General features: G+C 71.7%; 23 protein-coding genes and 2 pseudogenes. 17 read left to right on the forward strand and 8 right to left on the reverse strand.

The features are described from left to right. From J2S22_RS29395 to J2S22_RS29440, 10 genes and pseudogenes are all read left to right on the forward strand, one after another. Nucleotides 1-206, forward strand: a pseudogene (locus J2S22_RS29395) (4-carboxy-4-hydroxy-2-oxoadipate aldolase/oxaloacetate decarboxylase); the annotation flags it as partial. Further along, nucleotides 203-1,111: an NAD(P)-dependent oxidoreductase gene (locus J2S22_RS29400; protein WP_272840471.1), complete on the forward strand. Its 909-nt coding sequence runs from the start codon at nucleotides 203-205 to the stop codon at nucleotides 1,109-1,111. The pseudogene J2S22_RS29395 and the gene J2S22_RS29400, both read left to right, overlap by 4 nt. 150 nt (nucleotides 1,112-1,261) lie before the next feature. Further along, nucleotides 1,262-2,245: an amidohydrolase family protein gene (locus J2S22_RS29405; protein ID WP_272840470.1), complete on the forward strand. Its 984-nt coding sequence runs from the start codon at nucleotides 1,262-1,264 to the stop codon at nucleotides 2,243-2,245. A gap of 160 nt (nucleotides 2,246-2,405) precedes the next feature. Continuing rightward, entirely contained in the window at nucleotides 2,406-2,939 is a 534-nt protein-coding gene (locus J2S22_RS29410) for a CvpA family protein (RefSeq protein ID WP_272780172.1), read from the forward strand. Nucleotides 2,940-3,016: 77 nt separating this feature from the next. Further along, the gene (locus tag J2S22_RS29415) at nucleotides 3,017-3,586 is read left to right on the forward strand and encodes an NUDIX hydrolase (RefSeq protein ID WP_272780171.1); all 570 of its coding nucleotides are present in this window, start codon (nucleotides 3,017-3,019) and stop codon (nucleotides 3,584-3,586) included. Between the two features lie 73 nt (nucleotides 3,587-3,659). Beyond that, a complete protein-coding gene (locus J2S22_RS29420) occupies nucleotides 3,660-3,902 on the forward strand; it encodes a hypothetical protein (protein ID WP_272780170.1) in 243 nt (80 codons plus the stop codon). Nucleotides 3,903-3,948: 46 nt separating this feature from the next. After that, complete coding sequence (locus J2S22_RS29425) at nucleotides 3,949-4,686, forward strand: phosphatase PAP2 family protein (protein ID WP_272780169.1); 738 nt, start codon at nucleotides 3,949-3,951, stop codon at nucleotides 4,684-4,686. Between the two features lie 80 nt (nucleotides 4,687-4,766). After that, the gene (locus J2S22_RS29430; protein WP_272780173.1) at nucleotides 4,767-5,171 is read left to right on the forward strand and encodes a DoxX family protein; all 405 of its coding nucleotides are present in this window, start codon (nucleotides 4,767-4,769) and stop codon (nucleotides 5,169-5,171) included. A gap of 129 nt (nucleotides 5,172-5,300) precedes the next feature. Then, on the forward strand, nucleotides 5,301-7,022 hold the full coding sequence (locus J2S22_RS29435) for a thiamine pyrophosphate-binding protein (protein WP_272780168.1): 1,722 nt from the start codon (nucleotides 5,301-5,303) through the stop codon (nucleotides 7,020-7,022). 8 nt (nucleotides 7,023-7,030) lie between these two features. After that, nucleotides 7,031-7,567 (forward strand): carboxymuconolactone decarboxylase family protein, encoded by a 537-nt coding sequence (locus tag J2S22_RS29440; protein WP_272780167.1) that lies wholly within the window; start codon nucleotides 7,031-7,033, stop codon nucleotides 7,565-7,567. Here J2S22_RS29440 and J2S22_RS29445 read toward each other — a convergent pair whose 3' ends face one another. Then, nucleotides 7,568-8,563, reverse strand: coding sequence for an NAD(P)/FAD-dependent oxidoreductase (locus J2S22_RS29445; protein ID WP_272780166.1), 996 nt, complete (start codon nucleotides 8,561-8,563; stop codon nucleotides 7,568-7,570). It lies immediately after the preceding gene. Nucleotides 8,564-8,614: 51 nt separating this feature from the next. After that, nucleotides 8,615-8,833 (reverse strand): DUF1328 family protein, encoded by a 219-nt coding sequence (locus tag J2S22_RS29450; RefSeq protein WP_272780165.1) that lies wholly within the window; start codon nucleotides 8,831-8,833, stop codon nucleotides 8,615-8,617. 182 nt (nucleotides 8,834-9,015) lie between these two features. Here J2S22_RS29450 and J2S22_RS29455 point away from each other — a divergent pair, with 182 nt between their 5' ends. After that, nucleotides 9,016-9,645 carry a hypothetical protein gene (locus J2S22_RS29455; protein WP_272780164.1) on the forward strand — a complete coding sequence of 210 codons (630 nt, stop codon included), beginning with the start codon at nucleotides 9,016-9,018 and terminating at the stop codon, nucleotides 9,643-9,645. A 29-nt stretch (nucleotides 9,646-9,674) separates the two neighbouring features. Beyond that, entirely contained in the window at nucleotides 9,675-10,148 is a 474-nt protein-coding gene (locus tag J2S22_RS29460) for a hypothetical protein (RefSeq protein ID WP_272780163.1), read from the forward strand. A 15-nt stretch (nucleotides 10,149-10,163) separates the two neighbouring features. Here J2S22_RS29460 and J2S22_RS29465 read toward each other — a convergent pair whose 3' ends face one another. Continuing rightward, entirely contained in the window at nucleotides 10,164-10,559 is a 396-nt protein-coding gene (locus tag J2S22_RS29465) for a VOC family protein (RefSeq protein WP_272780162.1), read from the reverse strand. 89 nt (nucleotides 10,560-10,648) lie between these two features. Continuing rightward, complete coding sequence (locus tag J2S22_RS29470; protein WP_272780161.1) at nucleotides 10,649-11,401, reverse strand: hypothetical protein; 753 nt, start codon at nucleotides 11,399-11,401, stop codon at nucleotides 10,649-10,651. Between the two features lie 236 nt (nucleotides 11,402-11,637). Between J2S22_RS29470 and J2S22_RS29475 the strand changes: the two genes are divergently transcribed. Next, nucleotides 11,638-12,384, forward strand: a complete 747-nt coding sequence (locus J2S22_RS29475) for a hypothetical protein (protein ID WP_272780160.1) — start codon at nucleotides 11,638-11,640, stop codon at nucleotides 12,382-12,384. Here J2S22_RS29475 and J2S22_RS29480 read toward each other — a convergent pair. Further along, entirely contained in the window at nucleotides 12,374-14,149 is a 1,776-nt protein-coding gene (locus J2S22_RS29480) for a sensor domain-containing diguanylate cyclase (protein ID WP_272780159.1), read from the reverse strand. The two genes, J2S22_RS29475 and J2S22_RS29480, sit on opposite strands and share 11 nt — an antisense overlap. Before the next feature lie 206 nt (nucleotides 14,150-14,355). On the opposite strand from J2S22_RS29480, the gene J2S22_RS29485 reads away from it, so the two are divergent. After that, on the forward strand, nucleotides 14,356-15,474 hold the full coding sequence (locus J2S22_RS29485; RefSeq protein WP_272780158.1) for an ATP-dependent DNA helicase: 1,119 nt from the start codon (nucleotides 14,356-14,358) through the stop codon (nucleotides 15,472-15,474). Nucleotides 15,475-15,552: 78 nt separating this feature from the next. Further along, nucleotides 15,553-15,873, forward strand: a complete 321-nt coding sequence (locus tag J2S22_RS29490) for a hypothetical protein (protein ID WP_272780157.1) — start codon at nucleotides 15,553-15,555, stop codon at nucleotides 15,871-15,873. 9 nt (nucleotides 15,874-15,882) lie between these two features. On the opposite strand, the gene J2S22_RS29495 is transcribed toward J2S22_RS29490, so the two are convergent. Continuing rightward, nucleotides 15,883-18,633 (reverse strand): ATP-binding protein, encoded by a 2,751-nt coding sequence (locus tag J2S22_RS29495; protein ID WP_272780156.1) that lies wholly within the window; start codon nucleotides 18,631-18,633, stop codon nucleotides 15,883-15,885. A gap of 268 nt (nucleotides 18,634-18,901) precedes the next feature. On the opposite strand from J2S22_RS29495, the gene J2S22_RS29500 reads away from it, so the two are divergent. Next, a complete protein-coding gene (locus tag J2S22_RS29500; protein WP_272780155.1) occupies nucleotides 18,902-19,282 on the forward strand; it encodes a hypothetical protein in 381 nt (126 codons plus the stop codon). A gap of 188 nt (nucleotides 19,283-19,470) precedes the next feature. Further along, nucleotides 19,471-19,704 (forward strand): annotated as a pseudogene (locus J2S22_RS29505) (hypothetical protein); the annotation flags it as partial. A 244-nt stretch (nucleotides 19,705-19,948) separates the two neighbouring features. On the opposite strand, the gene J2S22_RS29510 reads toward J2S22_RS29505, so the two are convergent. Together J2S22_RS29510 and J2S22_RS29515 are read right to left on the reverse strand one after the other, a co-directional pair. Then, nucleotides 19,949-21,205 carry a lytic murein transglycosylase gene (locus tag J2S22_RS29510; RefSeq protein WP_272780153.1) on the reverse strand — a complete coding sequence of 419 codons (1,257 nt, stop codon included), beginning with the start codon at nucleotides 21,203-21,205 and terminating at the stop codon, nucleotides 19,949-19,951. A gap of 154 nt (nucleotides 21,206-21,359) precedes the next feature. Then, nucleotides 21,360-21,791, reverse strand: a complete 432-nt coding sequence (locus J2S22_RS29515; protein ID WP_272780152.1) for an MFS transporter — start codon at nucleotides 21,789-21,791, stop codon at nucleotides 21,360-21,362. Between the last annotated feature and the right edge of the window lie 344 nt (nucleotides 21,792-22,135).

Here is a 22,135-nt window from a genome sequence, read left to right on the forward strand (position 1 = left end):
ACGACGACGGCGTCGTGGTGGTGCCGCGCCGGGATGCCGACGCGGTCGCCGCGGCGGCCGCCAAGCGCGTCGCCAACGAGGAGGACAAGCGCAAGAAGCTCGCCGCCGGCGAGCTCGGCCTCGACATGTACAAGATGCGCGAGCCGCTCCTGAAGGCCGGCTTCCGCTGGGTGGACAGCCTCGACGAGACGGAGGCGCGACGATGACCGAACGCATCGCATTGATCGGCTTCGGCGAGGCGGGCCGTAGCATCGCGGCCGGCCTGGTCAAGGAGGCGAAGGTCGCCGTGAAGGCCTACGACCTGCGCTTCGCCGGACCGGAGGGCGCGGCGCTGCGCGAGGCGGCGGCGGCGTGCGGGGTCACGCCGTGCACGGATCTGCGCGAGGCCGCCGACGGCGCCACCGTGATGCTGTCGCTCGTCGTCGGCAGCGCCGCGGTCGCCGCCGCGCGGTCGGCCGCGGAGGTGCTGAAGCCCGGCTGCATCTATGTCGACATGAACTCGGTGTCGCCCGGCACCAAGCGCAAGGTCGGCGCCGCCGTGGCGCCGTCCGGCGCCGACTTCGTCGAGGCGGCCGTGATGGCGCGGGTGCCGCCCTACGGGCATCGCGTCCCGCTGCTGCTGGCCGGGCCGAAGGCGCAGGAGCTGGCGGCGCGGCTCGGCAGGCTCGGCATGGCGGCCGAGGCGGTGGGCGACACGGTCGGACAGGCGTCGCTCAACAAGATGCTCCGCAGCATCATGGTCAAGGGCGTCGAGGCGCTGCTGCTCGAGTCGCTGCTCTGCGCCCGGCGCTGGAACATCGAGGAGCGCATCCTCGACTCGATCGCCGAGACCTTCCCGGGCCTCGACTGGCGCGAGGTCGCGACCTACTACCTGGGCCGCACCGCGATCCACGGGGCGCGCCGCGTCACCGAGATGGCCGAGTCCGCCGACACGGTGGCGGAGCTCGGGCTCGATCCGATCATGTCGAAGGCGATCGGCCAGCGGATCGGCTGGGCCTACGAGCGGCTGCGCGACGTCTCGTGGCCCGGCGGCGCGCCGAAATCCTATGTCGACGTCCTCGCCGAGCTCGACCGCTCGGTGCGCGCCGCCGAGATGAAGGCGAGCGCGTGAGGATCGGGCGGCGCCCGACGAGGCGCCGCCCCGTCACGACGGAAAGCACCCACCGAGACCCGCCGGCGACCGCCGCCCCGCGACGGTCGCCGGCGGCGGAACAGCCGAGACTTCCCGGAACCCATCCTTCATCAGGTCGCGGAGAGTGTCATGATCACGCGTCGAACCACCCTGACGACGCTCGCAAGCTGGACGGTCGCCATGTACTCGAGCTCGCTTTCCTCCGGCCGCGCCGCCGACGGCCCGGTCGCCACCGACAAGGCCCCCGCGGTGCCGGGTCCCGATCCGCATCCGCGGACGCCCGCGTTCCGGCTGCCGGCCGGCACGGTCGACACCCACATGCACATCTACGGGCCGATCGCGAAGTATCCGTACTCGGACGCCCGCTCCTACACGCCGCCCGAGGCGCCGCTGACGACCTACCGGGCGCTGCAGCGGACGCTGGGCGTGCAGCGCGCCGTCTTCGTCAGCGCCACCATCTACGGGACCGACAACACCATCGTGGCCGACGCCATCGCCAGCGACCCGAAGAACTACCGCGGCGTCGCCACCATCGACGACAGGCTCTCCGACAAGCAGATCGAGGCGATGGACAGGGCCGGCTTCAAGGGCTGCCGCTTCACCTTCCTCAGCCGGCTGCGCAACGCCCCCGACACGCGCGTGTTCGACCGCGTCGTCGACCAGATCAAGGGACTCGGATGGCATGTCGACCTCTACATCGAGGCGGACAAGCTCGACACCTTCCTGCCGATGCTGCGCAAGCTGCCGCTGCCTTACGTCATCGACCACATGGGCGCCGTCAAGGCGGCGGCCGGCGTCGAGCAGCCCGGTTTCAAGGGCCTGGTCGAGCTCCTCCGGTCGGACGAGAAGTGCTGGATGAAGGTCACCGGTCCGGAGCGGGCCACGGCCACGGGCGCGCCGTTCGACGACGTCGTCCCGTTCGCCCGCAGGCTGGTCGAGGCGGCGCCCGACCGCGTCCTGTGGGGCACCGACTGGCCGCACCCGAACGTGAAGTTCATGCCCAACGACGGCGATCTCGTCGATCTCGTGCCGCGTTACGCGCCGGACCCGGCGCTGCAGCGCAAGCTGCTGGTCGAGAACCCGCAGAAGCTGTTCGGCTTCGATCCCGTCTGACCTCGGCGGGCCGTCGCCCCGGCGGGGCGACGGCCCGGCGGAACCAGGACGGACCTCGAGCCAGGCGACCACGCCGCGCGCGTAAACCGTGCGCGGCGATCGGTCGCCGGTGGCCACGGGGATCGGCTATAAGGGCGGCGCGTTCGCCCGAGGTCGTGTCGTGGATCCGTCTTCCGTCAACAGCTTCGACGCCGTCCTCGCGGCGCTGGCTCTCTTCGCCGCCCTGATGGGCTTCGCCACCGGCCTGCTGCGCAGCGTCGCCACCGTCGCGGGCTGGCTCGCGGCGGCGCTGCTCGCCGTCTGGGCGACGCCGCCGGTGAGCACCATGCTGGCCGGCGAGGCGCCCGGCGCGGCCGGGCTGCCGCAGGCCGTGATCTTCGTCGGCGTGCTGGTCGCGGGCGGGTTCCTGCTGTCGCGCTTCCTGCGGAGCGCCGTCGCCGCCTTCGTGGCCCCGATCGTCTCGCTGCCCGACCGGCTCGCCGGAGCGATGCTCGGGGTCGGGCGCATCGGCCTCGTCGCCGCCGTGCTGGTGCTCGCGGTGGAGCGGATCGTCCCGGTGGACCTGCAACCGCAGGCCTTCGCCGAGTCACGGCTGCGGCCGGTGCTGTCCGGCGCCGGCGCCGCCGGCCTGAGGTCCCTGCCGGCCGGAATCGAGGCCCTGGTCGACCGGCTGAAGCGCGAGCACGGCCTCTGAGCGCCCGGAACACGGTCTGCCGCATTTCCGCTATGGTGCGGCGGTTTTCTCCACCCGGACGTCCCGGCAGGAGCGAAATGGTACGCAAGCACATCGTGGCGGCCGGCGGCATCGTCGTCCGCGACGGACCGAGGCCGCTGATCGCGATCGTCCAGCGCCGCAAGGACCGGCGCTGGGTGCTGCCCAAGGGCAAGCTCGCGGCCGACGAGACGCCGATCGCCGGCGCCCGGCGCGAGGTGATCGAGGAGACCGGCCACGACGTCGTCGTGCACGAGTTCCTCGGCGTGATCACCTACCCGACCCGCAGCGCCTTCAAGGTCGCGCAGTTCTGGCGCATGCAGCCGCGCGAGGCGCCGCTGCGGCCGCTGATGCGCGACATCCGGGCCGTCGACTGGCTGCCGCTGGACGACGCCGTCGCGACGCTCGCCCTCCCCTGGGAGCAGGCCTTCCTCGACGGCATCGGCGCCCATGCGACGAAGGCGGCGCAGCCGGCCCCGGCGGCCGCGGCGATCGCGCCGGACGACCCGCTGTCCGGGCGCGACCCGGCGGCATCGGCAGCCTCCCCGCTCGCGCCGGCGGCCGCCCCGGAGGACCCGGGGCTGCTGCAGCGGCTGTGGCGCGGCTGGCTGGCGCCGCGGCGCGCGTGACGGCCGCAGCGGCATTCCGCCACCGTCCGAACGGCGCTACACTGCGGCCGCTTCACAAACCCGGGAGGACGAGATGACTCGCACCCTGCCTCTCCTCGCTGCCACGCTGCTCGCCGGCCTGATCGTCGCCGAGCCGGCACACGCCGCCTATCGGGTGATCCGGTGGTCGACCGGAATCTGCCAGGTGTGGGATTACAGCCTGCCGACGCGGCCTTTCCCCTATGACTACCGGGTGCTCACCGGGCCGCTGCCGAGCTTCGGCGCGGCGACGCGCGCAAAGACGCGGCTGTGGCGCGCCGGCCGCTGCCTGATCTGACCCGAGGGGGTCGCGGGCACATCGGCGCACAACGTTCGGAGGTTTCGTGCTGCAACGGATCGTGCCGCGCTCGATGAGCGCCCTGCGCCCGCGTGCCCTGTCGGAGCTCGCCCCGCTCCTGACCCTGTTCCTGGTCGCGGCGGCCCTGTTCGGCTTCGTGGAGATCGCCGGTGAGGTGATCGAGGGCGAGAACCACGCCCTCGACGAGGCGATCCTGCGCGTCCTGCGCAACCCGGCGGACCTCGCCGACCCGGTCGGGCCGGCCTGGCTCGAGAAGGCGATCCGCGACCTCACCGCGCTCGGCAGCGTCACGGTGCTGACGCTGCTGACCGTCGTGGTGCTGGGCTATCTGGTCATCGACGGCAAGCGCGCCGCCGCCCTGTTCGTCCTCGTCTCGGTCGCCGGCGGCGCCCTGCTCGTCGACGGCCTCAAGCTGGTCATCGCCCGCCCGCGCCCGGATCTGGTCGCCCACCTGGTCGACGTCTCGACCTACTCGTTCCCGAGCGGCCACGCGACCGCGTCGGCCGTGACGTTCCTGACGCTCGGGGTGCTGATCGCGCGCACCCACAGCCGGCGGCGCGTGAAGGCCTATGTGATCGGCACTGCCGTGGCACTGACGCTGGCGATCGGCGCCAGCCGCGTCTATCTCGGCGTCCACTGGCCGAGCGACGTGCTGGCCGGCTGGTGCCTGGGCGCCGCCTGGGCCATGCTGTGCTGGCAGATCGGGCTGTGGCTGCAGCGGCGCGGCAAGATCGAGCGGCCGGCGGAGCACGATCCGGCGTGAGCACGGGCCCGGCTGCTCCCCCGCCGTCGGGCTCCGCTGCCGTAGCACCCCACGCGGGGGCGCGCCGCGTGCTGCGCCTGATGCTCGCCGCCGGCTACACGCTCGCGGGCGTCGCGCATCTGATGCGGCCGGAGCCGTTCGTCGCGATCACGCCGGACTGGGTGCCGCGTCCGCTCGACGTGATCCTGATCACGGGCGTGCTGGAGATCGCCGGCGCCGTCGCCCTGCTGGTGCCGCGCACCCGCAAGCTCGCCGGCGCCGCGCTGGCGCTCTATGCAGTGTGCGTCCTCCCGGCCAATGTGAAGCACGCGATCGAGGGCATCGCACTGCCGCCGGTGCCGGACTCGTGGTGGTACCACGCCCCCCGCCTCGCCTTTCAGCCCGTGCTGGTGTGGGCGGCGCTGTTCTGCGCCGGTCTCGTCGACTGGCCGGCGCGGCGCGGGTCCGGGCCCGCTCCGCATCCACCCGGAAAAACGTCGCGTTGACCATCCCGACCCGGGATTGCCGCGCCGTCTTGCCGTCCCGACCGGCTTACCGTTCACTGGTTGCACGACGTCGCGACCCCGCGCGTCGGGGCCGCCGGCCGGGCGGCCCTCCGTCAGCAGGAGGCCGCGATGGCGCAGGGCACGGACTTCATCCTTCGGGCGCTCGTCGCCGAAGGTCTCGACCACCTGTTCATGGTGCCGGGCGGGCTGATCGACCCTTTCCTGCCGGCGCTCGGCCGGGTCGCCGGTCTCGCGCCGATCGTCGCCGCGCACGAAGGCGGCGCCGCCTACATGGCGGACGGCTACGCGCGGGCGAGCGGCCGGTTCGGCGCCGTGCTGGGCATCGGCGGACCGGGCCTCACCAACATGGCGACCGCCGTGGCGGCGGCGAAGACCGACTCCTCGCCCGTGCTGGTGCTGAGCGGCGAGGTGGCCCGCGCCATGGAAGGCCTCGGCGCCTTCCAGGACGCCAGCCAGGCGACGCTCGACGACACCGCCGTGATGAAGCCGCTGACGCGCCTCTCCGCCACGGTCGCCGACGTCGAGAACCTGAACCACTGGCTGCGCCACGCGCTGACCACGATGCTGTCGCGGCCGCGCGGGCCCGTGCATCTGTCGCTCACCCACGACGCGCTGGTCGGCGAGGCGGCGGCCTCCTACGTGCCGGTCTCGCCCTTCTTCGCCGCCGTCGAGCCGCTCAGCCTGCCGCAGGCCGAGGCGGCGCTGGCGACGCTGGCCGCGACCCAGGACGGCCGCGCCCCGCGCATCGTCTGCCTGGCCGGCGCGGGCGTGCGGGATCCGGTCTCGGCGGCACGGCTGAAGGAGGTTGCCGAGCGGCTCGCCATGCCGGTGGCGACGACGTTGCGCGCCAAGGACGCGTTTCCGGAGGACCATGATCTGTCGCTCGGGGTGTTCGGCTATGCCGGCACCCGGCACGCCACCGCGGCGGTGTTCGCCGACGATCTCGACCTGCTGCTCGTGCTCGGCTCCGGCCTCAACGAGCGCGACACGATGCACTGGACCCTGCGCGAGCGCGCCAAGGCCGTGACCATCCACGTGAACACCGACATGGACGAGCTGACGGCGCATTGCGAGGCCACCCACGCGGTACCGGGCAGCGCCGGCGCGTTCCTGGAGCTGATGGCGCAGCGCCTCGGCGGCGGCCCGACGGACGCCGCGCTCGCCGAACGGCGCGCCTTCGTGGCGCGGATCAAGGCCGGCCCGCGGCTCTACGACATCGAGAGCTGCGCGCGTCCCGGCCGCCCCATCCACCCGGCCGCCGCCGTGACGGCCCTGAGACAGGCGTTTCCGCGCGACGGCATCGTGCTGGTCGACTCCGGTGCGCACCGCGCCTTCATGGGCCACTACTGGGAGGCCTACGAGCCGGGAACCTATGTCTCGGCCACCAATCTCGGCCCGATGGGCTGGGCGATCCCGGCCGCCGTCGGCGTGCAGTGCGCCCGGCCCGACCGCCGCGTCGCCGTCGTCACCGGCGACGGCTGCATGCACATGCACGGCATCGAGATCCAGACCGCCGCACGCCACCGGCTGCCGATCGTCTATGTGGTGCTCAACAACGCCGCGCTCGGAAACGTCTGGCTGCGCGCCCACACCGAAGGCGCGGTTCCGGCGGCGCTGACCTCCCTGCCCGATCACGACTGGGCCGGTTTTTCACGCGCGCTCGGAGGCGAAGGCTTCACCGTGACGGACCCGGCGGCCCTGGAGGAGACATTTGCGAAGGCGCTCGCCTGCGGCACCACGGCCATGGTCGACGTCAAGGCCGACAAGGACTGCCCGACGCCGGTCTACGATTTTTCCGCCGGCGCCAAGGCCTGGTCGTATCACGAGTGAGGAACGCCATGACCGTGCTGACCATGGACGCGGCCGCGCTGCCGCCGCCCGCCAGGGCGCTCTACGACGCGATCGCCGCGAAGCGCCGCGCCCGTGGCGAGGGGTTCGGCGGGCCGTATCTGGCGCTGCTGAATCATCCCGAGCTGGCGCGGCGGATCGAGGCGCTCGGCTTCTTCCTGAAGTTCGAGGGCGTGCTGCCGCGCGACGTCTATCAGTTCATCGTGCTGACGGTGGCGAAGGCGACCGGCGCGGCCTTCGAGTGGCAGGACCACGTGAACCACGCCCGCGCCGCCGGGCTGCCCGAGACGCTGATCGCCGCGGTCGGGTCGGGCGACGCGACCGCCCTGCCCGCGCCCTACGACATGGTCCACGCCGTGCTGGCCAAGACGCTGGCGTGGCAGGAGGTGCCGGACGATCTGCAGGCGACGGCCGCGAACACGTTCAGGCCCGAGGGGCTGGTCGAGATCGTCGTGCTGTCCGGCTTCTATCAGATGTTCGCCGCGATCAATCAGGGATTTGGAATCGGCGCGCCGCCGCACGGCTGATCACGCCGCCGGCAGATGGCGGCGGTTGGCGGCCCGCATGAAGCGCTGCGCCAGGCCGGCGAGCGAGAACAGCGTGACCTTCGACTTGTCCCAGGTGCCGCGGCCGAGAATCTCGTCGGCCGCCATCAGGCCGCTCTCGACGGCCGGGCCGATGCCCTCGCCCAGATCCATGGTGGCGAGGCCGGCGGAGTCGCCGATCAGCAGGCAGTTGCCGGAGCGCACCGCGCCGTCGCGGGTGAACAGGTAATACGGGTGCCCGGTCTCCTGAAGGCCGTCCGCCGTCGCCGCGTCGAGCCGGCCTTCGGCCACGAGGTCGTCCAGGAAGGCGCGGAAATGCTCGTGGATGTTGGCGCCGGACGTCCGCAGATACTTCGCCTTGGCGCCGAGGCCGATGTTCACGTGGCCGTCGCCCTTCGGTACCACCCAGGCGTAGCCGACCAGGCCGCGCTTGAAATAGAGCCGGCACGTGTCCTCGCGCGACGGATAGGCGAACTCCTTCTCCAGCGTGACGATCTGGCGCGACTTCGGGCGCTGGTTCGGAAACAGCGCGCGGCGCGCCGGGCACATGGTGCCGCCGGCGCCGATCAGCCAGCGACACGCATAGGTCTCGTCGATCACGAAGCGATCCCCGTCGCGCCGGATGGCGCGGACCTCGTGCTGGACCACCTCGGCACCGGACCGTGCCAGCAGCCACGCATCGAACTCGACCCGGCGGATGGAGAAGTTCTTCCCCGGCGTCGGGAACCAGCGCAGCCAGCCCGGCATCCCGCGCAGATGCGAGCGGATGTCGAGCGGCAGCATCGGGTGGGGATAGTCGCCGGGCGCGATCTCGAGGTCGCGCAGGACCTTCTCGGTGATCCAGCCGGCGCACAGCTTGAGGCGCGGGAAGCGGGCCTTGTCGAGCACCAGCACGTCGCGGCCGTGCTGCCGCAGGCGCCGGGCGCAGGTGCTGCCCGCGGGTCCGCCGCCGACCACGATGGTTTCGACCTCTCGCATGGCGGGACCGATACGACGGCCGCCGCCCCCGGCGCAAGCCGGCGCGTCCGATCAGGCCGTGAGGACCAGAGGCGCGGCCGGCGCCAGGGCACGGCCCGCCTCGAACGCCTCGCCGAGCAGGTAGGCGAAGCCGAGCAGCGCCAGGAATCCGAGGAAGAACAGCGCGAACAGCACCATCGAGACCCGCTTGGCGATGCGCGACACGTTGGTCAGTCCGATCGCGCCGGCGATCAGCGACACGACCAGCAGCAGGATGGCGTATTTCAGCATCTCGGGTCTCCTCTGACCCGGAATGAACGAGCCCGAGCGGCACCGGGTTCCGGCTCCCGGACTCTGGACCGCCCTCGGCACCCGAGACCGCGCCGGGCCGACCTCGCCTAAAATAACTTCAATCAAGACGCCACACGAATTGATTGCATTATCGGACCATAGTACCATTTGACTCAGTTCACGTGACCGAGAGGACGCTGGTGCCAGGCGGACGGGAGTTGCTGTGGGCAGGGGCCCTCGCGGCAGCCACGACCGGGGCGACGCTCCTCGCCGGCTGCGGGGCCCGCGACCGCTCCTACGTCCAGGCGCAGCCGTCCGAACACGCGGGAAGCTGGAAGATCGAGCACCGGATCGACCGCGTGACCGGCCGACGCGTGTCGTTCGCCGCGGTGATCACCTGGGCGACGAACACCAAGGCGGGCGGCGGCACCGCCGCGGCCGAGGTGGTCTGCTCGGGCACCCGGCTCCACGTGCAGTTCGAATTCGCTCATCGGGTCGGAGCCGAGCGGAACTCCAGCATCGCCTACCGGGTGGACGACCGCCCCGGCGACGAGGTCGAGGCGACCTTCGAGCAGGACCAACGGACCGTCTCCATCACGGATCCGGCCGCCGTCACAAAGTTCGTCGAGGAGGTCTCCGCCGGCAGCATGCTGCTGGTCCGCGCCTCGTCACCGTTCGCCGGCCGCACATTCGCCGAGTTTCGCATCGTCGGTGCAGCGGCGGCGTTCGCGCCCCTGCTCGAACGCTGCCCGCTGCCTTCGGCATCCCCCACCCGCACCAGCGCGGCGTCGGGCGCGTCGAAGGCGAAATAGGGGCCGCGCGGTCCGAGGGGGTCCTGCCGATGGTGATGCTGGTCGCCCTGTCCAACACTCACGTGCCGATCGTCGCGACGGCGCTGACGGCCGAGTTCCGGTCGGTGTTCCCGCGACATTTCCTCACCAGCGGCGACGACGGCAGCTTCGTCGCCGCCGGACCGCTGGACGGCCTGCAGGTGTTCGCCAAGTCGCTCGTGCCGGGGGCTTCGGGCTTCTTCATGGTGCAGAGCGTGCCGGGCCCCTACTCCGACGTCTCGAAAGCGCCCGGCCGGATCGGCGACCCGGCCATGCGCGAGCGCGCGCTGGCGCAGACCTGCTGGCTGTCGGTCGAGCTCGTCCACACCTGGGCGTCGCCCGAGGATGCCCGCCGCTTCATCGCCCGCACCATGGCGCGGCTGGCGCCGGACGACACGGCGGTGCTGCTGCGGCCGCCCGACGGCGCCGTCGCCTTCGACGCCGCGGTCCGGGCCCGGCTCGCGGCCGGCGAGACGGTCTGCTGACGGAGGGGAGCCGGGTCAGGCGTAGACCGGGCTGCGCTCCAGCAGCTCGATCGAGATGTCCTCGGGCCCGCGGATGAAGCAGATGCGGATGCCGGGCCGGGGCGAGTGCGGCTCCTTGGTGAAGACGACGCCCTTGGCCTTCAGCTCGGCCGCGACCGCGTCGAGCCCCTCGACGAACAGGCCGAAATGATCGAGGCCGCGGCACGGCAGCGCCGGGGGCGGATTGACGCCGTCGCCGGCCGTCACCGGAGCGACGAAGATCCTCATGCCGCCGAGCTTCAGGTCGATGCGCGGCCTGCCCTGCTCGACGCTGCGCAGGACCTCGGCCCCGAGCGTGCGCTCGAACCACTGCGCCATCGCCTCGGGATCACCGGTGCGCAGGTGGATGTGGTCGAACACGAAGGCGGCCATGGGGAGCTCCGGCGGCTGGGACGGGATGAATCGGCCGGCCACATTACGGCGCTCGCGCCGCGCCGTCACCCGCACGGCCCGGGAGACGCTCAGGCGGCCTGGTCCGAGGACCCCGGCCAGGCGGCACCGTTCGCCGTGACCGCGACCCCGTCGCCGTCGTACACGAACTGCATCGTGACCGCGCGCTGCGCCTCCATCATCCGGGTGAAGCGCTCGATCACGTCGAGCGGATCGCCGGCGTTTCGATAGGAGTCCTCGGGCTCGGTGTGCTCGAGCGCGTAGGCCTGCGCCGTGATCGAATGGGCGATCCTGATCGAGCGGCGCAGCTCGGTGTCGCCCGCCAGCAGATCCGTGATCGCGTCGAGATCGTCACGATCGCCGGAGACATGGATGCCCGCGTCGTCGACCGAGATGGTGACGGCCGGATCGGCCGGCAGTCCCGCGGCCGTGAAGGCCGCCTCGATCTCGGCGGCGAGATCGGCCGTCAGGGTCGCGACGCCCTCGCGGGTCGGCGGCGCCAGGCGGCGCACGCGGCTCGGATCGATCTGATAGGCGATCGTTCCGTCGCGGGTCACCACGACCGCGGACGACTCCCCGGCCCGGCCGGACGCGGCCCCCGTGGACGCGGAGCCCGTGGACGAGGAGCCGGCGGAGCGTCCGGCCTCGGCGGCCGCCTCGTCGGCGGCGAGCGCGGCCTCGAAGCTGTCGGCCGGGTCGACGCCCCCCGGGGTGTACGGGGACGACGAGGACGACGACGAGGACGACGAGGACGGCGAGGACGGCGAGGACGGCGAGGACGGCGAGGACGGCGAGGACGAGGACGACGAGACGACGGCAACCATGACGCGGCACTCCAAAGTCGACCTCCGATCAGCAACTCGCGTGCCTCTCCGGACCGCGAAAAAAGCCTTTCGCCACAGCAGGTCGCGCGAGGTCCGATGCCCTCCGCCGCAGGCAGGTTTTACCGCCCCGGCAAAGCCTGCCGACCACGTCGCCCCGATTCGCCAGCCGGGAGAATCATTTACGGTCGTGCCTTACGATTCGAGTCGAGGCACGCTCACGGGGAGTCTTCCGGACCATGGCGACGGCGTCGGCCTGGCGCGACGAACGGAACCGGCGCTCGCTCGCCCGGCTGCGCAAGGCGCTGCCCGAGATTTTTCCCGCGCCGGTGCTCGACCGGGCGCTGTCCCGTCCGCTGATCCCGCCGCTGCCGCGCATGGCGATCGACGGCTACTGGCGGGCGCATCCGTTGCGCGCCGACCGGCTCGCCCGGGCCCTCGCGGCGGCGAGCGGCGCGCCGGACGGCTGGACCTGGCGGATCGCCGAGACGGGCACGAAGCGCCCCGACCGTATGCGTGGCCTGCCGGCGAGCTTCCGCACGCCGCCGGCGCCGTATCGCGAGCCCGCCTTCGCGCCGGGCGGCGGGCGCTGCTGCGTCTGCGGCCAGCCGGTCTACCGCTTCGGCTGGCATGTCGACCTGTGGGACCGCGGCCCCAACCGCAACGCCGAATGGCACGCCGCCTGCGTGGTCGCCTGGCAGTTCTGGACGGCACCGACCGAGCACGTGGCGCTCCTGCGCAAGCTGCAGCAGCGGCGCTGCGCGGCGCGCGGCAAGCGGCTGTGGCGGACCGCCGAGATCGATCACCGGGTGCCGCTGTTCGAGGTGTGGCGCGACCGCCGCGACACGCCGTGGCCGGCTCTCCTCGCCTATTGGGGCCTGCCGAACCTGCAGGTGATCAACCGCGACGTCCATGTGGAGAAATGCGCCGACGAGGCGCGCGTCCGCTCGGCGCGGCGCCGCGACGGGGCGGCGCTCACGCGGTGAGCGGCATGCCGTCGTCGCGTCGCCCCGGACCGTGCACCACGACGGTGTCGCGGCCGGCGTGCTTGGCGGAATAGAGCGCCGCATCGGCGCGGGCCAGCGCCGCGTCGAGCGGCTCGCCGACCGCGAGCCGGCAGCCGCCGACGCTGATCGACACCCGCACCGCGGCGCCGTCGTCCACCGCCACCGGCGTGCCGCCGATCGCCACCAGCAGCATCTCGCCGAGCCGCTGCAGCGCCGCCTCGGACGGCTCGCGCGCCACGACGATGAACTCGTCGCCGCCCCACCGGCCGTAGACGTCACCGGGCCGCAGCACCGCCCGCAGCCGGTTCGCGGCCTCGGAGAGGACGCGGTCGCCGCCGTGATGGCCGTGCGCGTCGTTGATGGTCTTGAACAGGTCGAAGTCGATCAGCAGCAGGCCCAGCGGCACGCCGTCGCGGGCCGCGGCGGCGCGGCGCTCGTCGAGGGCGGCGAGCACGCCGCGCCGATTGTAGATGCCGGTGAGCGGATCGACATGGGCGAGCCGGCGCAGCTGCACGGTGCGCTCCGCCACCGCCGCCTCGAGCTTGCCGGTGTGATCGCCGACCCTGGCCGCCATGCGGGCGAAGGCGCGCGACAGGCGGCCGATCTCGTCGCGGCCGCGGTCGACCGACGCGGCGAAGTCGCCCGCCTCCATGCGCCGGATCGCCACCTCGAGCTTCGCCAGCCGGTCGAGCACGACGCGGCGGAAGAACAGCATCATCAGGGCGACCGCGGCGGCCGCGATCAGTGCCAGCAGAGCCGCGATCGGTGCGAACATGCTGCGGTCGATGATCGCGTCGATGTCCATCAGGGTCACGTTGAACCAGCCGACCCGGTCGAGATAGCCGACGCCGACCAGATAGTCGGCGCCGCCGATCCGGATGAAGCGCGACTCGGCGCCCTCCTGCCCGTCGGCGAGCCGCCTGAGAACCGCGGCGAGCGCGGCGCGCTCGTCCTCGCGGTCGATCAGGGCGTAGATGGTCTTCTTCGCCTTGGTGTCCTTGGTCAGGCTGTGGAAGTCGACCATGCGGGGATCGCGATGCGCCTGGATGGCGCCGGCGCGATCGACGAACATGCTCTGCACGCCGACCTGCGGAATGTCGACCACCTCGCGGATGAAGGCGGTGAGGTCGACCCCGGTGCCGATGACCCCGAGCATGCGGCCGTCCGCGGCGATCACGCAGTTGATCCACACCTTGGTGACGGCGAGATTGTCGTCGCGGTCGACATTGAGGCGGCAGCCCGGCCCCTCGCCCAGCGTCGTGAAGTACCAGCCGTCGCGCGGATTGTCGCGGCTCACCGTATAGCGGAGCTGATCGCCCGTGTAGGATCCGTCGCGATCGTTGAAGTAGTAGTTGCCGGAGGCGTGCACCACGAAGAAATAGCTGTGGTCCTGGAACGACTGCCGGTAGCGCTCGAGCTCGGCGAGACCGCGGACCCGCTTCTCGGGCGAGGCCTCGTCGGCGGCCCATTCGGTCACGGCCGGCGAGCGGGTCAGCGTCTCGGCCAGCGACACCTCGCGCATCAGCGCCTCGAGGCCGCGATAGCGATCGAACAGCACCTGCTTCTCGGCGAACAGCGTGCCGAGCTTCACCACCGTGCTGCGGACGATCCACTCGAAGGCCACATAGGCCGGCAGCGAGACCGCGACGAAGACCGCGAGGGTCACGAGCAGCAGGCGCATCTGGAGCGACGCCCTCAGGCGCGTCCGGAGCGTGCGCAGCAGCGCCGTGATGTCCCGCCGCATCGAATCGTCGTCCCCGATCATCGCGAAAGCGGACCGTCGGTCGGCTCCCCGGCCGTCCGAAGTCCCGATTGTGCCTTTCCGTATAGCAATTCGGCCACCGAGTAATTAACGCGCTTCGCCCGGCATGTTAAAAGCCCCTCGATCCGCAAGCGGCCCGTGTGGGCGGCTTCGCGGCCAGCATTCCGAGCAAGCGAGCCGCATCGACCATGCCCGTCTTCACGCCGCACCAGAACGAGGCCTTGTCGGCTGTCGCGCGCTGGCTGGACGACCGGCCCGGCTCGCGCGGCACGCCGCCGGTCTTCCGCCTGTTCGGCTACGCCGGCACCGGCAAGACGACGCTGGCCCGCCATCTCGCCGAGGGCGTCGACGGGGAGGTGAAGTTCGCCGCCTTCACGGGCAAGGCCGCCCAGGTGATGCGTTCCAAAGGATGCCATGGCGCGTCGACCATCCACAGCCTGATCTACCGGCCGATCGAGACCGAGACGGAGCAGCCGAGCTTCACGCTGTGGGACGACGCGCCGGCCTCGAAGGCGAAGCTGATCGTCGTCGACGAGTGCTCGATGGTCGACGCCGAGCTCGGCCGCGACCTGATGTCGTTCGGCGTACCGATCCTGGTGCTCGGCGATCCGGCCCAGCTCCCGCCCATCCAGGGCGGCGGCTTCTTCACCGAGCACGCGCCCGACGCGATGCTGACCGAGGTGCACCGGCAGGCCCAGGACGACCCGATCGTCCGGCTCTCCATGCAGGTGCGCGAGGGCGGGCGCCTGACGCCCGGGGAGTACGGGGCGAGCCAGGTGGTGCGGCGCAGCGAGCTCGATCCGGCCCGCGTGCTCGACGCCGACCAGGTGCTGGTCGGCCGCAACGCGACGCGGCGCGCCTACAACGCGCGGCTGCGCGAGCGGCGCGGGCTGGCCGAGCCGCTGCCGGTCGCCGGCGACAAGCTGGTGTGCCTCAGGAACAACCGCCGCAAGGGCCTGTTCAACGGCGGCCTGTGGACCGTGAAGGAGCGCGCCACCGGCCGCTCCAAGGTGCTCGTCACGATGCGGATCGCACCCGACGAGGAGGTGTCGACCGCCAGCAAGCTCGTGAAGGTGACGGTGCGGTCCGAGTGCTTCCTCGGCAGCATCGAGGAGATCGATTGGGCCCAGCGCAAGGTCTACGACGAGTTCGACTACGGCTACGTCCTCACCGTGCACAAGGCGCAAGGCTCGCAGTGGGACGACGTCGTGCTGTTCGACGAGAGCTTCGCGTTCCAGGAGACGCGCGAGCGCTGGCTCTACACCGGCATCACGCGGGCGGCCAAGCAGCTCACCGTGGTGGTGTGATCGAACCGCGGAACCTCGCATCGGGCTGCGGCATTGGGGTGCGGGCGCCCGCGCGGCGCCGGTTCCGGGAGACGACCCATGCCCCTGCCCCGCCTCGCGCTGTCGAACCTGCTCGCCATGCCGATGCTGATCGGCAGCCTCGCCGTCGCCGCGGCCCAGTCGACCACCCCGTCCGGCTCGACCACCACGCCCGACACCCCGGCCAACGCGCCCAAGACCGGCCCGTCGTCCGGCACGGCGCCCGGCAACGAGGGCTCGACCGGCTGGACCGGCGGAACCGGCGGCGCCTTCACGGGGACCTCGAACCACGCGCCGACGCCAGCTTCGCCGAACCAGCATCCGGAAACCGTCGAAGGCGTGAACCCGAAACCCGGCACCACGACGACGCCGTCGCGCTGAGGTCCGCAGTCACGCGGCGCGCAGGTGCTGCGCCACCGCGTCGGCCTCTGCGAACGCGGCCTCGAGCTGCCGGCTCAGCTCGGCGGCGCGAGCGGCCGTGATCGCCGCGGATTCGGTCTCGAGTGCCCGTGCGATCTCGGCGAGCCGACGGAAGCCGAGGGCGCCCGCGGCCCCCTTCAGGGTGTGCGCCTCGATCCCCAGCGTCTCGCGATCGACGCCGGCGGCGAGCCGGCCCAGCACCTCGAGCCGGCGGCGCGAGTCGTCCAGGAAGCAGGCGAGCGTCTCGGCGAAGCCGTCGTCGCCGATCTCCTCGCGCAGCATGGCCGCGACGGCGGGATCGTGCACGGGCGGCGCGACGTCGGCGGTGCGGCGCGTCCGGCCGCCGCCGCGGCGCGCCGGGGCGCGCCGGTCGGCGCCTGCGCCAGGCTCGTCTCCCCCGGTCTCCTCGACCCCGGCGCCCCCGTAGGCGACCGCCTGGACGGCCTGGGCGAGGGTCTCGATCAGCACCGTCTTGCGCACCGGCTTCGCCATGAAACCGGTCATCCCCGCCTCACGGCAGGCGCGCATGTCGTCCGGGAAGGCGTTGGCGGTCAGCGCCACGATCGGAAGCGTCGCCCAGCGGCCGCCGCGCGTGCGGATCCGGCGCGTCGCCTCGAGCCCGTCCATGCCGGGCATGCGCACGTCCATCAGGATCACGTCGCACGGGAAGTCGGCCACCGCGGCGAGCGCCTGCAGCCCGTCCTCGGCGATCCGGATGGTGATCTCGAAGGCCTTCAGCATCCGGGTGACGACGAGCTGGTTGGTGCCGTTGTCCTCGACAAGCAGCAGCCGGAGCGGACGGCCGAGCCGCCCGAGGGCCGCCGTGAAGGCGGCGTGCGACACCGGCCCGCCGGCGCCGCGCTTGCGCGGTGCGTCGGTGACCGGCAGCGGCAGCGCGATCGCGAAGGTCGAGCCGCGGCCGAGCTCGGACCGCACCCCGATCTCGCCCCCCATCTGCTCGACCAGCCGCTTGCAGATGGCGAGCCCGAGCCCGGTTCCGCCGAAGCGCCGGTTGATCGACGAGTCGGCCTGGACATAGTCGGAGAACAGCGTGCCGACACGCTCCGGCGCGATGCCGATGCCGGTATCCCGCACCGCCCATTCGAGCGTCGCCGCCTCGCCGCCGCGCACCACGCAGCCGAGGACGAGCTCCACCTCGCCGCCGGCCGGCGTGAACTTCAGCGCGTTGCCGGCCAGATTGAGCAGCACCTGGCGGATGCGCCCCGGGTCGCCCAGCATCAGGGCCGGCACATCACCGGCGACCGAGAGAAACAGCGCCACGCCCTTGGTCCGCGCCTGCGGCCCGAGCACCCCCACGACGTCGTCGGCGAGCTCGCGCGGCGAGAAGGAGACCGCCTCGAACTGCACCCGACCGGCCTCGAGCTTGGAGAGATCGAGGATGTCGTTGAGGATGGCGAGCAGGCTCTCGCCCGACTGGTTGATCGCCTCCAGGGTCCTGCGCTGATCGGCGTCGAGGCTGGTTTCCAGGAGAGTCGCGGCGAGACCGAGCAGCCCGTTCAGCGGCGTGCGGATCTCGTGGCTCATGATGGCGAAGAACGAGGACTTGGCGCGACACGCCGCCTCGGCGGCATGCTCCTGCTCGCGCGCCCGCACCGACTCGGCCTCCGCTTCGGCCCGCTGCTGCTGGGCTCGCGCCAGCTCGGTGATGTCCTCGTGGGTCCCGACCCAGCCGCCGGACGCCCGCATCCGCCGGCTGACGCCGACGATGCGGCCGTTCGCCAGCGTCTCGATCCAGGACGCGTCCTCGGTCGGCGCGACGTCGAGCCGGCTGTCGGGATCGACGACGCCGGTCGCACGCAGCCCGCGGGCGAAGTCGTCGAACGGCATCCCGGGCTCGATCGTCAGGCCCGGCCCGCCATACATCTCGACGAAGCGCCGGTTGCAGACGATCAGGTGCCCGTGCGCATCGCACATCGAGAGGCCCTGGCTCATGCTCTCGAGCGCGTCCTTGAAGAGATGGTTCTGGCTCGACAGCTCGGCCTGGCTCGCCTCGAGATCGCTGCGGGCGCGGCTCAGGCGGCGGATGCTGGCCGTCATGAACAGCAGCACCGCACCCCCGATCATCGCGCCGGCGATGCTGATCAGCCACAGCGTCGGCGCCGCGGTGCCGACCAGCGCATGCGACGATTCGAGCTGCTCCTGGATATGGCGATCGAGCAGGGCGTCGATGCGATCGATGATGGCGCGCGCGGCCGTCACGACTCCGTAGAGCCGCAGCACGTCGGCGGCACGCTGGTCCTCGGTCGCGTCGCGCCCCTCCCGGCTGGCGATACGGTCGAGACTGTCCGCGATCGTGTTGGTGTGGTTCCAGAGCGCGATGTGGTCCTGCGCCGGCACGATGCCCGCCGTCGCCGAGATCAGCCGGTCGAGCGACGAATCGACCAGCAGAAGGCGCTTCATGGCGACGCTCGCGTCGCCCAGGAGCCGGTCGCGCTCCGCCTGGTCGATCCTAGGAAGGCCGCCGGCGACGGCTCCGAACACGCCGCTGAAGTCGTCGTCGAGACGGCGGAGAAGGTGATGACGCCGGACATCGGTGTCGATCCCGGTGACCAGCTCCCGGCCGCCGGCGATCTGATCGGCGTGGTAGGCGGCGGGTCCGACGATCGCGGCGAGCATCAGGACGATCGCCACGGCGAACGGCCCGACGCCCTTGATGCTCGCCCGGACCGACTTGCCGGGGGCTGCCTCGACGGCTCTCATCGGCGGGCGCCCGGCGGCGCGGTCGCCGGCCGAGTCCGTGCCGTCTGGCCAGGCCCCGCATAGGACCGTCCGGCGAAAAGACACTGGATGAGGAGGCGGACCGGGGGCATCATCGTCGCTTCGGGCACGGGCGAAGATCGCCTCGATTTGAAGCAACTGTACTCGCGTCCGATTAAACGATCTTTACCTCCACCGAGGACTCGCCTTCGTCTTCGGACCGCGCCGACGCCCCTCGAACCGCGCCGCCGCCCCTCGAAAGGACCAGCCGATGACGAGAAGCCACCCGAGCAGGACTGCGAGCAGGGCGACGACGTCGGCGCGGCGGGTCGGGCTCCGCACCTTCGCGGCCGCTGGCACGGCTGCGGCCCTGATGCTGGCGGCCGCCGCCCCGGTCGCCGCCGACGAATCGCACGATCGCCGCGCACGGCCCCGCGTGCTCGCCGGTCCGATCGTCGGCGGGCTCGCGGCGAACAACGGCTATTACGCCTATGGTCCCTATGCGGCGCCCGGACCGGCCGCCTGGGGCCCGCTGCCGTGGAGCAGCCTCTACGGACCGGCGGTGCCGCCGGCGCCGGGCTGCTTCCTCCAGCGCCAGCGGGTGTGGACCGAGTACGGATGGCGATGGCGGACGGCGCCGATCTGCTATTAACGATTGTTCATCACGCTCAACGCTTTAGCGGGGCGGGCTGAGACGACGCCCTACTAACGACAAATTGGACCGGTTTATCGAAGCTACGCCGTCAGCCGCACGGGGCTGATCGTCGGCGCCCCGGACCCCCGTCCCGACTGCGCATGTCCGGGCGCGCGGCCCATCCATCGGAGCCTCACGAGGGGACCATGATCCGAACCCTGACTGCTGTCGCGGCGGCGGCACTGGCCGCCACACTGCTGCTGCCGGCGAGCGACGCCAATGCCCAGTACTACTATCGCCGGGGCCCCAGCGGTGGCGCCGTGGCAGCCGGCGTGCTCGGCGGCCTGGCGGCCGGCGCCATCATCGGCGGCGCCATCGCGAGCTCCCGCCCGGCCTATGGCGAGCCGGTCTATGTGGCCCCGCCGCCGCCCCCGCCGCCGTATGCGGGCTACGCGCCGGTAGCCGGCTGGGCGCCGTATCCGGCCTATGCGGGCGCCGTGCCGGTCGGCTGCCCGGGCGGCTACTGGGCGCGCCGGCCGATCTACGGGCCGTACGGCGAGTTCGTCGGCTACTCGCGGCCGCGCTACTTCTGCCCCTGATCGGCGCGACCTCGCCGATCACGACGCATCATGACGCTTCGACGGCCGGCCCTGCGCCGGCCGTCTCGTTTTGTAGAGCCGCCGCTCAGCGGCCCGCGCGGGCCTGCATGTGGTCCAGCACCGACGCGTCCGGCCAGCAGTCGAGCGGCAGGCCGTTCTGCTTCTCGTAGGCGCCGAGCGCGAGGCGGGTGCGCATCCCCGCCTTGCCGTCGATCTTGTCGCGGTAGAGGCCGAGCGCGGCGAGATGCTTCTGCATCTGCTCGAGGTCGGCGGTGCGGAGCTGGACGACCTTGTCCCACGCCCGCACGAACGGTCCGCCGCCGGCGATCCGGTCCGAGACGTTGCCGACGAACAGCACGTACAGGTCGGAGAAATTGTAGTCCTTGATCACGTAATAGTTCTTCAGGATCAGGAAGGACGGCCCGTGGGTGCCGGCCGGCTGCAGCAACGACGCCGGCTCGTCCAGATCGGCCGCGCCCGGGCGCCGGCCGCCCGCCGGCACATAGCCGGCGGCCAGCCACGCGCGCAGCGGCTTGACGTTGTCCGGATCGGCGATCGTGCAGTCGAAGCCGCGGGCAGGCGGCGTCACCTCGTAGGCCCAGTGCTTGCCGCGCTGCCAGCCCTTGGCGTGGAGCTGCTGGGCCGCCGAGGCGAGCGCGTCCGGCACGGAGCGGAAGATGTCGTAGCGGCCATCACCGTCGAAATCGATGCCGTGCTTGTAGAGCTCCGACGGCAGGAACTGGGTGAGCCCCATGGCGCCGCCCCACGACGCCCGCATGTCGGCGCGCGGGGTGCCGTCCTGCAGCATCTTCATGGCGTATAGGAGCTCGGTGCGGAACATGTCCTTGCGGCGGCCGTAGAAGCCCTGCGTCGCCAGCACCCGCAGGGCGTCGTGCGGCAGCTTGTAGGAGCCGAACGCGGTCTCGCGGCCCCAGATCGCCAGCACCACCGAGGCCGGCACGCCGAACCGCTCCTCGATGCCCTTCAGGGTCTGGCGATGCTGCTCGTAGAGCTTGCGGCCCGTGGCGGCGAGACTGGCGAGGTTCTTATCGCGCAGATACTCGGCCGGCGTCTGGACGAATTCGGCCTGGCCGCGCGGCGGCGCCTGGGCACGGCCCGGGATCACGAGGTCGGGCAGCGACAGGTCGGGCTCGAGCCCGCGGATCGCCTGGTCGAAGGTGGCGCGGGAGACGCCGAGCGCCTGGGCCTCCGGCCACAGCGACTGCAGCCACTGCTGGAAGGCAGGATCGGGCGCGGCGGCGAGCGGTGCGGGGGCGAGGGCGAACATCGCCAGGGTGGCGAGGGCCACGACGGCGCGTCGGCCGGCGGACAGGAGGGTCATCCAGGCGTCTCCGAGAACGTTCCGCGAAACAAGACGAATCGGAAACGGAGAGAGGCCGGTAAACAGGGCGTTAATGCGGACGCCGGCACATGGCCGGCGTCCCTGCGCGGATTTTTCGCGCCGGAGGGGCACTGCGGCCCGCCCCGGCTCGACCTCAGGTCAGCGGTTCACCGCGTCGCTCCTTGATCATCGTGACGGTGACGACGATGTCGATCGCCCAGGCGATCACCAGGAGCGACAGCGCCGCCGGCAGCGAGTACTTGCTGGCGAGCCAGCCGACCACCAGAGGGCCGAAGCCGCCGACGCCGCGGCCGAAGTTGAACAGGATGTTCTGGGCGGTGGCGCGCGCCTGGGTCGGATAGCTCTCCGAGATCAGCGCTCCGTAGCCGCCGATCATGCCGGAGAGCGTGATGCCCGAGGCGAAGCCGGCGAACAGCAGCACGGTCGGATCGGTGACCTGCGGATAGATGAACGCCGTCGCGAGCGCGCTGGCCTGGAACTGATCGCCGCCTCGCTGCGAGCCGCCGGCACCGACCGCCGGCGGAACCGGGTCGCCGCAGGACCGGACATCCGACGAGCAATGCATCGCCGGATCGGTCGCCTGCGGGCGATGCGAACTCGCGTCCGTCCTTCGTTTCCGAAATCGCGAACACCGACCAGAGAACACCGCAATCCATAAGCAAAAGAACAATCCAGGAAACAAGACGAATCGGAAACGAACCCTGGACGGTAAACAAAACATTGAGATCACGAAGACCCGAGAACACGAGACTTCTGGCGGATGGATCAGATGTTCTCGCTCCGATCTCGAAACACGAATCGGAAACGGACCGTGGCCGGTTAAAATACTCCTAACACGATCGAGATCACGGGCACGCCCTTCGGGGGCGCCGTCGACGCCATGGCCAGCTTTGTCACATTCAGAAAAAA

This window comes from Rhodoplanes tepidamans, assembly GCF_030813915.1.
GTDB classification, from domain to species: Bacteria; Pseudomonadota; Alphaproteobacteria; order Rhizobiales; family Xanthobacteraceae; genus Rhodoplanes; species Rhodoplanes tepidamans.

Bases quoted from the DNA above. Each gene is read 5' to 3' on its own strand.
- J2S22_RS29400 (WP_272840471.1), top strand. From the start codon at position 203: ATGACCGAACGCATCGCATTGATCGGCTTCGGCGAGGCGGGCCGTAGC.
- J2S22_RS29405 (WP_272840470.1), top strand. From the start codon at position 1,262: ATGATCACGCGTCGAACCACCCTGACGACGCTCGCAAGCTGGACGGTC.
- J2S22_RS29415 (WP_272780171.1), top strand. From the start codon at position 3,017: ATGGTACGCAAGCACATCGTGGCGGCCGGCGGCATCGTCGTCCGCGAC.
- J2S22_RS29420 (WP_272780170.1), top strand. From the start codon at position 3,660: ATGACTCGCACCCTGCCTCTCCTCGCTGCCACGCTGCTCGCCGGCCTG.
- J2S22_RS29430 (WP_272780173.1), top strand. From the start codon at position 4,767: ATGCTCGCCGCCGGCTACACGCTCGCGGGCGTCGCGCATCTGATGCGG.
- J2S22_RS29435 (WP_272780168.1), top strand. From the start codon at position 5,301: ATGGCGCAGGGCACGGACTTCATCCTTCGGGCGCTCGTCGCCGAAGGT.
- J2S22_RS29440 (WP_272780167.1), top strand. From the start codon at position 7,031: ATGACCGTGCTGACCATGGACGCGGCCGCGCTGCCGCCGCCCGCCAGG.
- J2S22_RS29445 (WP_272780166.1), bottom strand. From the start codon at position 8,563: ATGCGAGAGGTCGAAACCATCGTGGTCGGCGGCGGACCCGCGGGCAGC.
- J2S22_RS29450 (WP_272780165.1), bottom strand. From the start codon at position 8,833: ATGCTGAAATACGCCATCCTGCTGCTGGTCGTGTCGCTGATCGCCGGC.
- J2S22_RS29460 (WP_272780163.1), top strand. From the start codon at position 9,675: ATGGTGATGCTGGTCGCCCTGTCCAACACTCACGTGCCGATCGTCGCG.
- J2S22_RS29465 (WP_272780162.1), bottom strand. From the start codon at position 10,559: ATGGCCGCCTTCGTGTTCGACCACATCCACCTGCGCACCGGTGATCCC.
- J2S22_RS29470 (WP_272780161.1), bottom strand. From the start codon at position 11,401: ATGGTTGCCGTCGTCTCGTCGTCCTCGTCCTCGCCGTCCTCGCCGTCC.
- J2S22_RS29475 (WP_272780160.1), top strand. From the start codon at position 11,638: ATGGCGACGGCGTCGGCCTGGCGCGACGAACGGAACCGGCGCTCGCTC.
- J2S22_RS29480 (WP_272780159.1), bottom strand. From the start codon at position 14,149: ATGCGGCGGGACATCACGGCGCTGCTGCGCACGCTCCGGACGCGCCTG.
- J2S22_RS29485 (WP_272780158.1), top strand. From the start codon at position 14,356: ATGCCCGTCTTCACGCCGCACCAGAACGAGGCCTTGTCGGCTGTCGCG.
- J2S22_RS29490 (WP_272780157.1), top strand. From the start codon at position 15,553: ATGCCCCTGCCCCGCCTCGCGCTGTCGAACCTGCTCGCCATGCCGATG.
- J2S22_RS29495 (WP_272780156.1), bottom strand. From the start codon at position 18,633: ATGAGAGCCGTCGAGGCAGCCCCCGGCAAGTCGGTCCGGGCGAGCATC.
- J2S22_RS29500 (WP_272780155.1), top strand. From the start codon at position 18,902: ATGACGAGAAGCCACCCGAGCAGGACTGCGAGCAGGGCGACGACGTCG.
- J2S22_RS29510 (WP_272780153.1), bottom strand. From the start codon at position 21,205: ATGACCCTCCTGTCCGCCGGCCGACGCGCCGTCGTGGCCCTCGCCACC.
- J2S22_RS29515 (WP_272780152.1), bottom strand. From the start codon at position 21,791: ATGCATTGCTCGTCGGATGTCCGGTCCTGCGGCGACCCGGTTCCGCCG.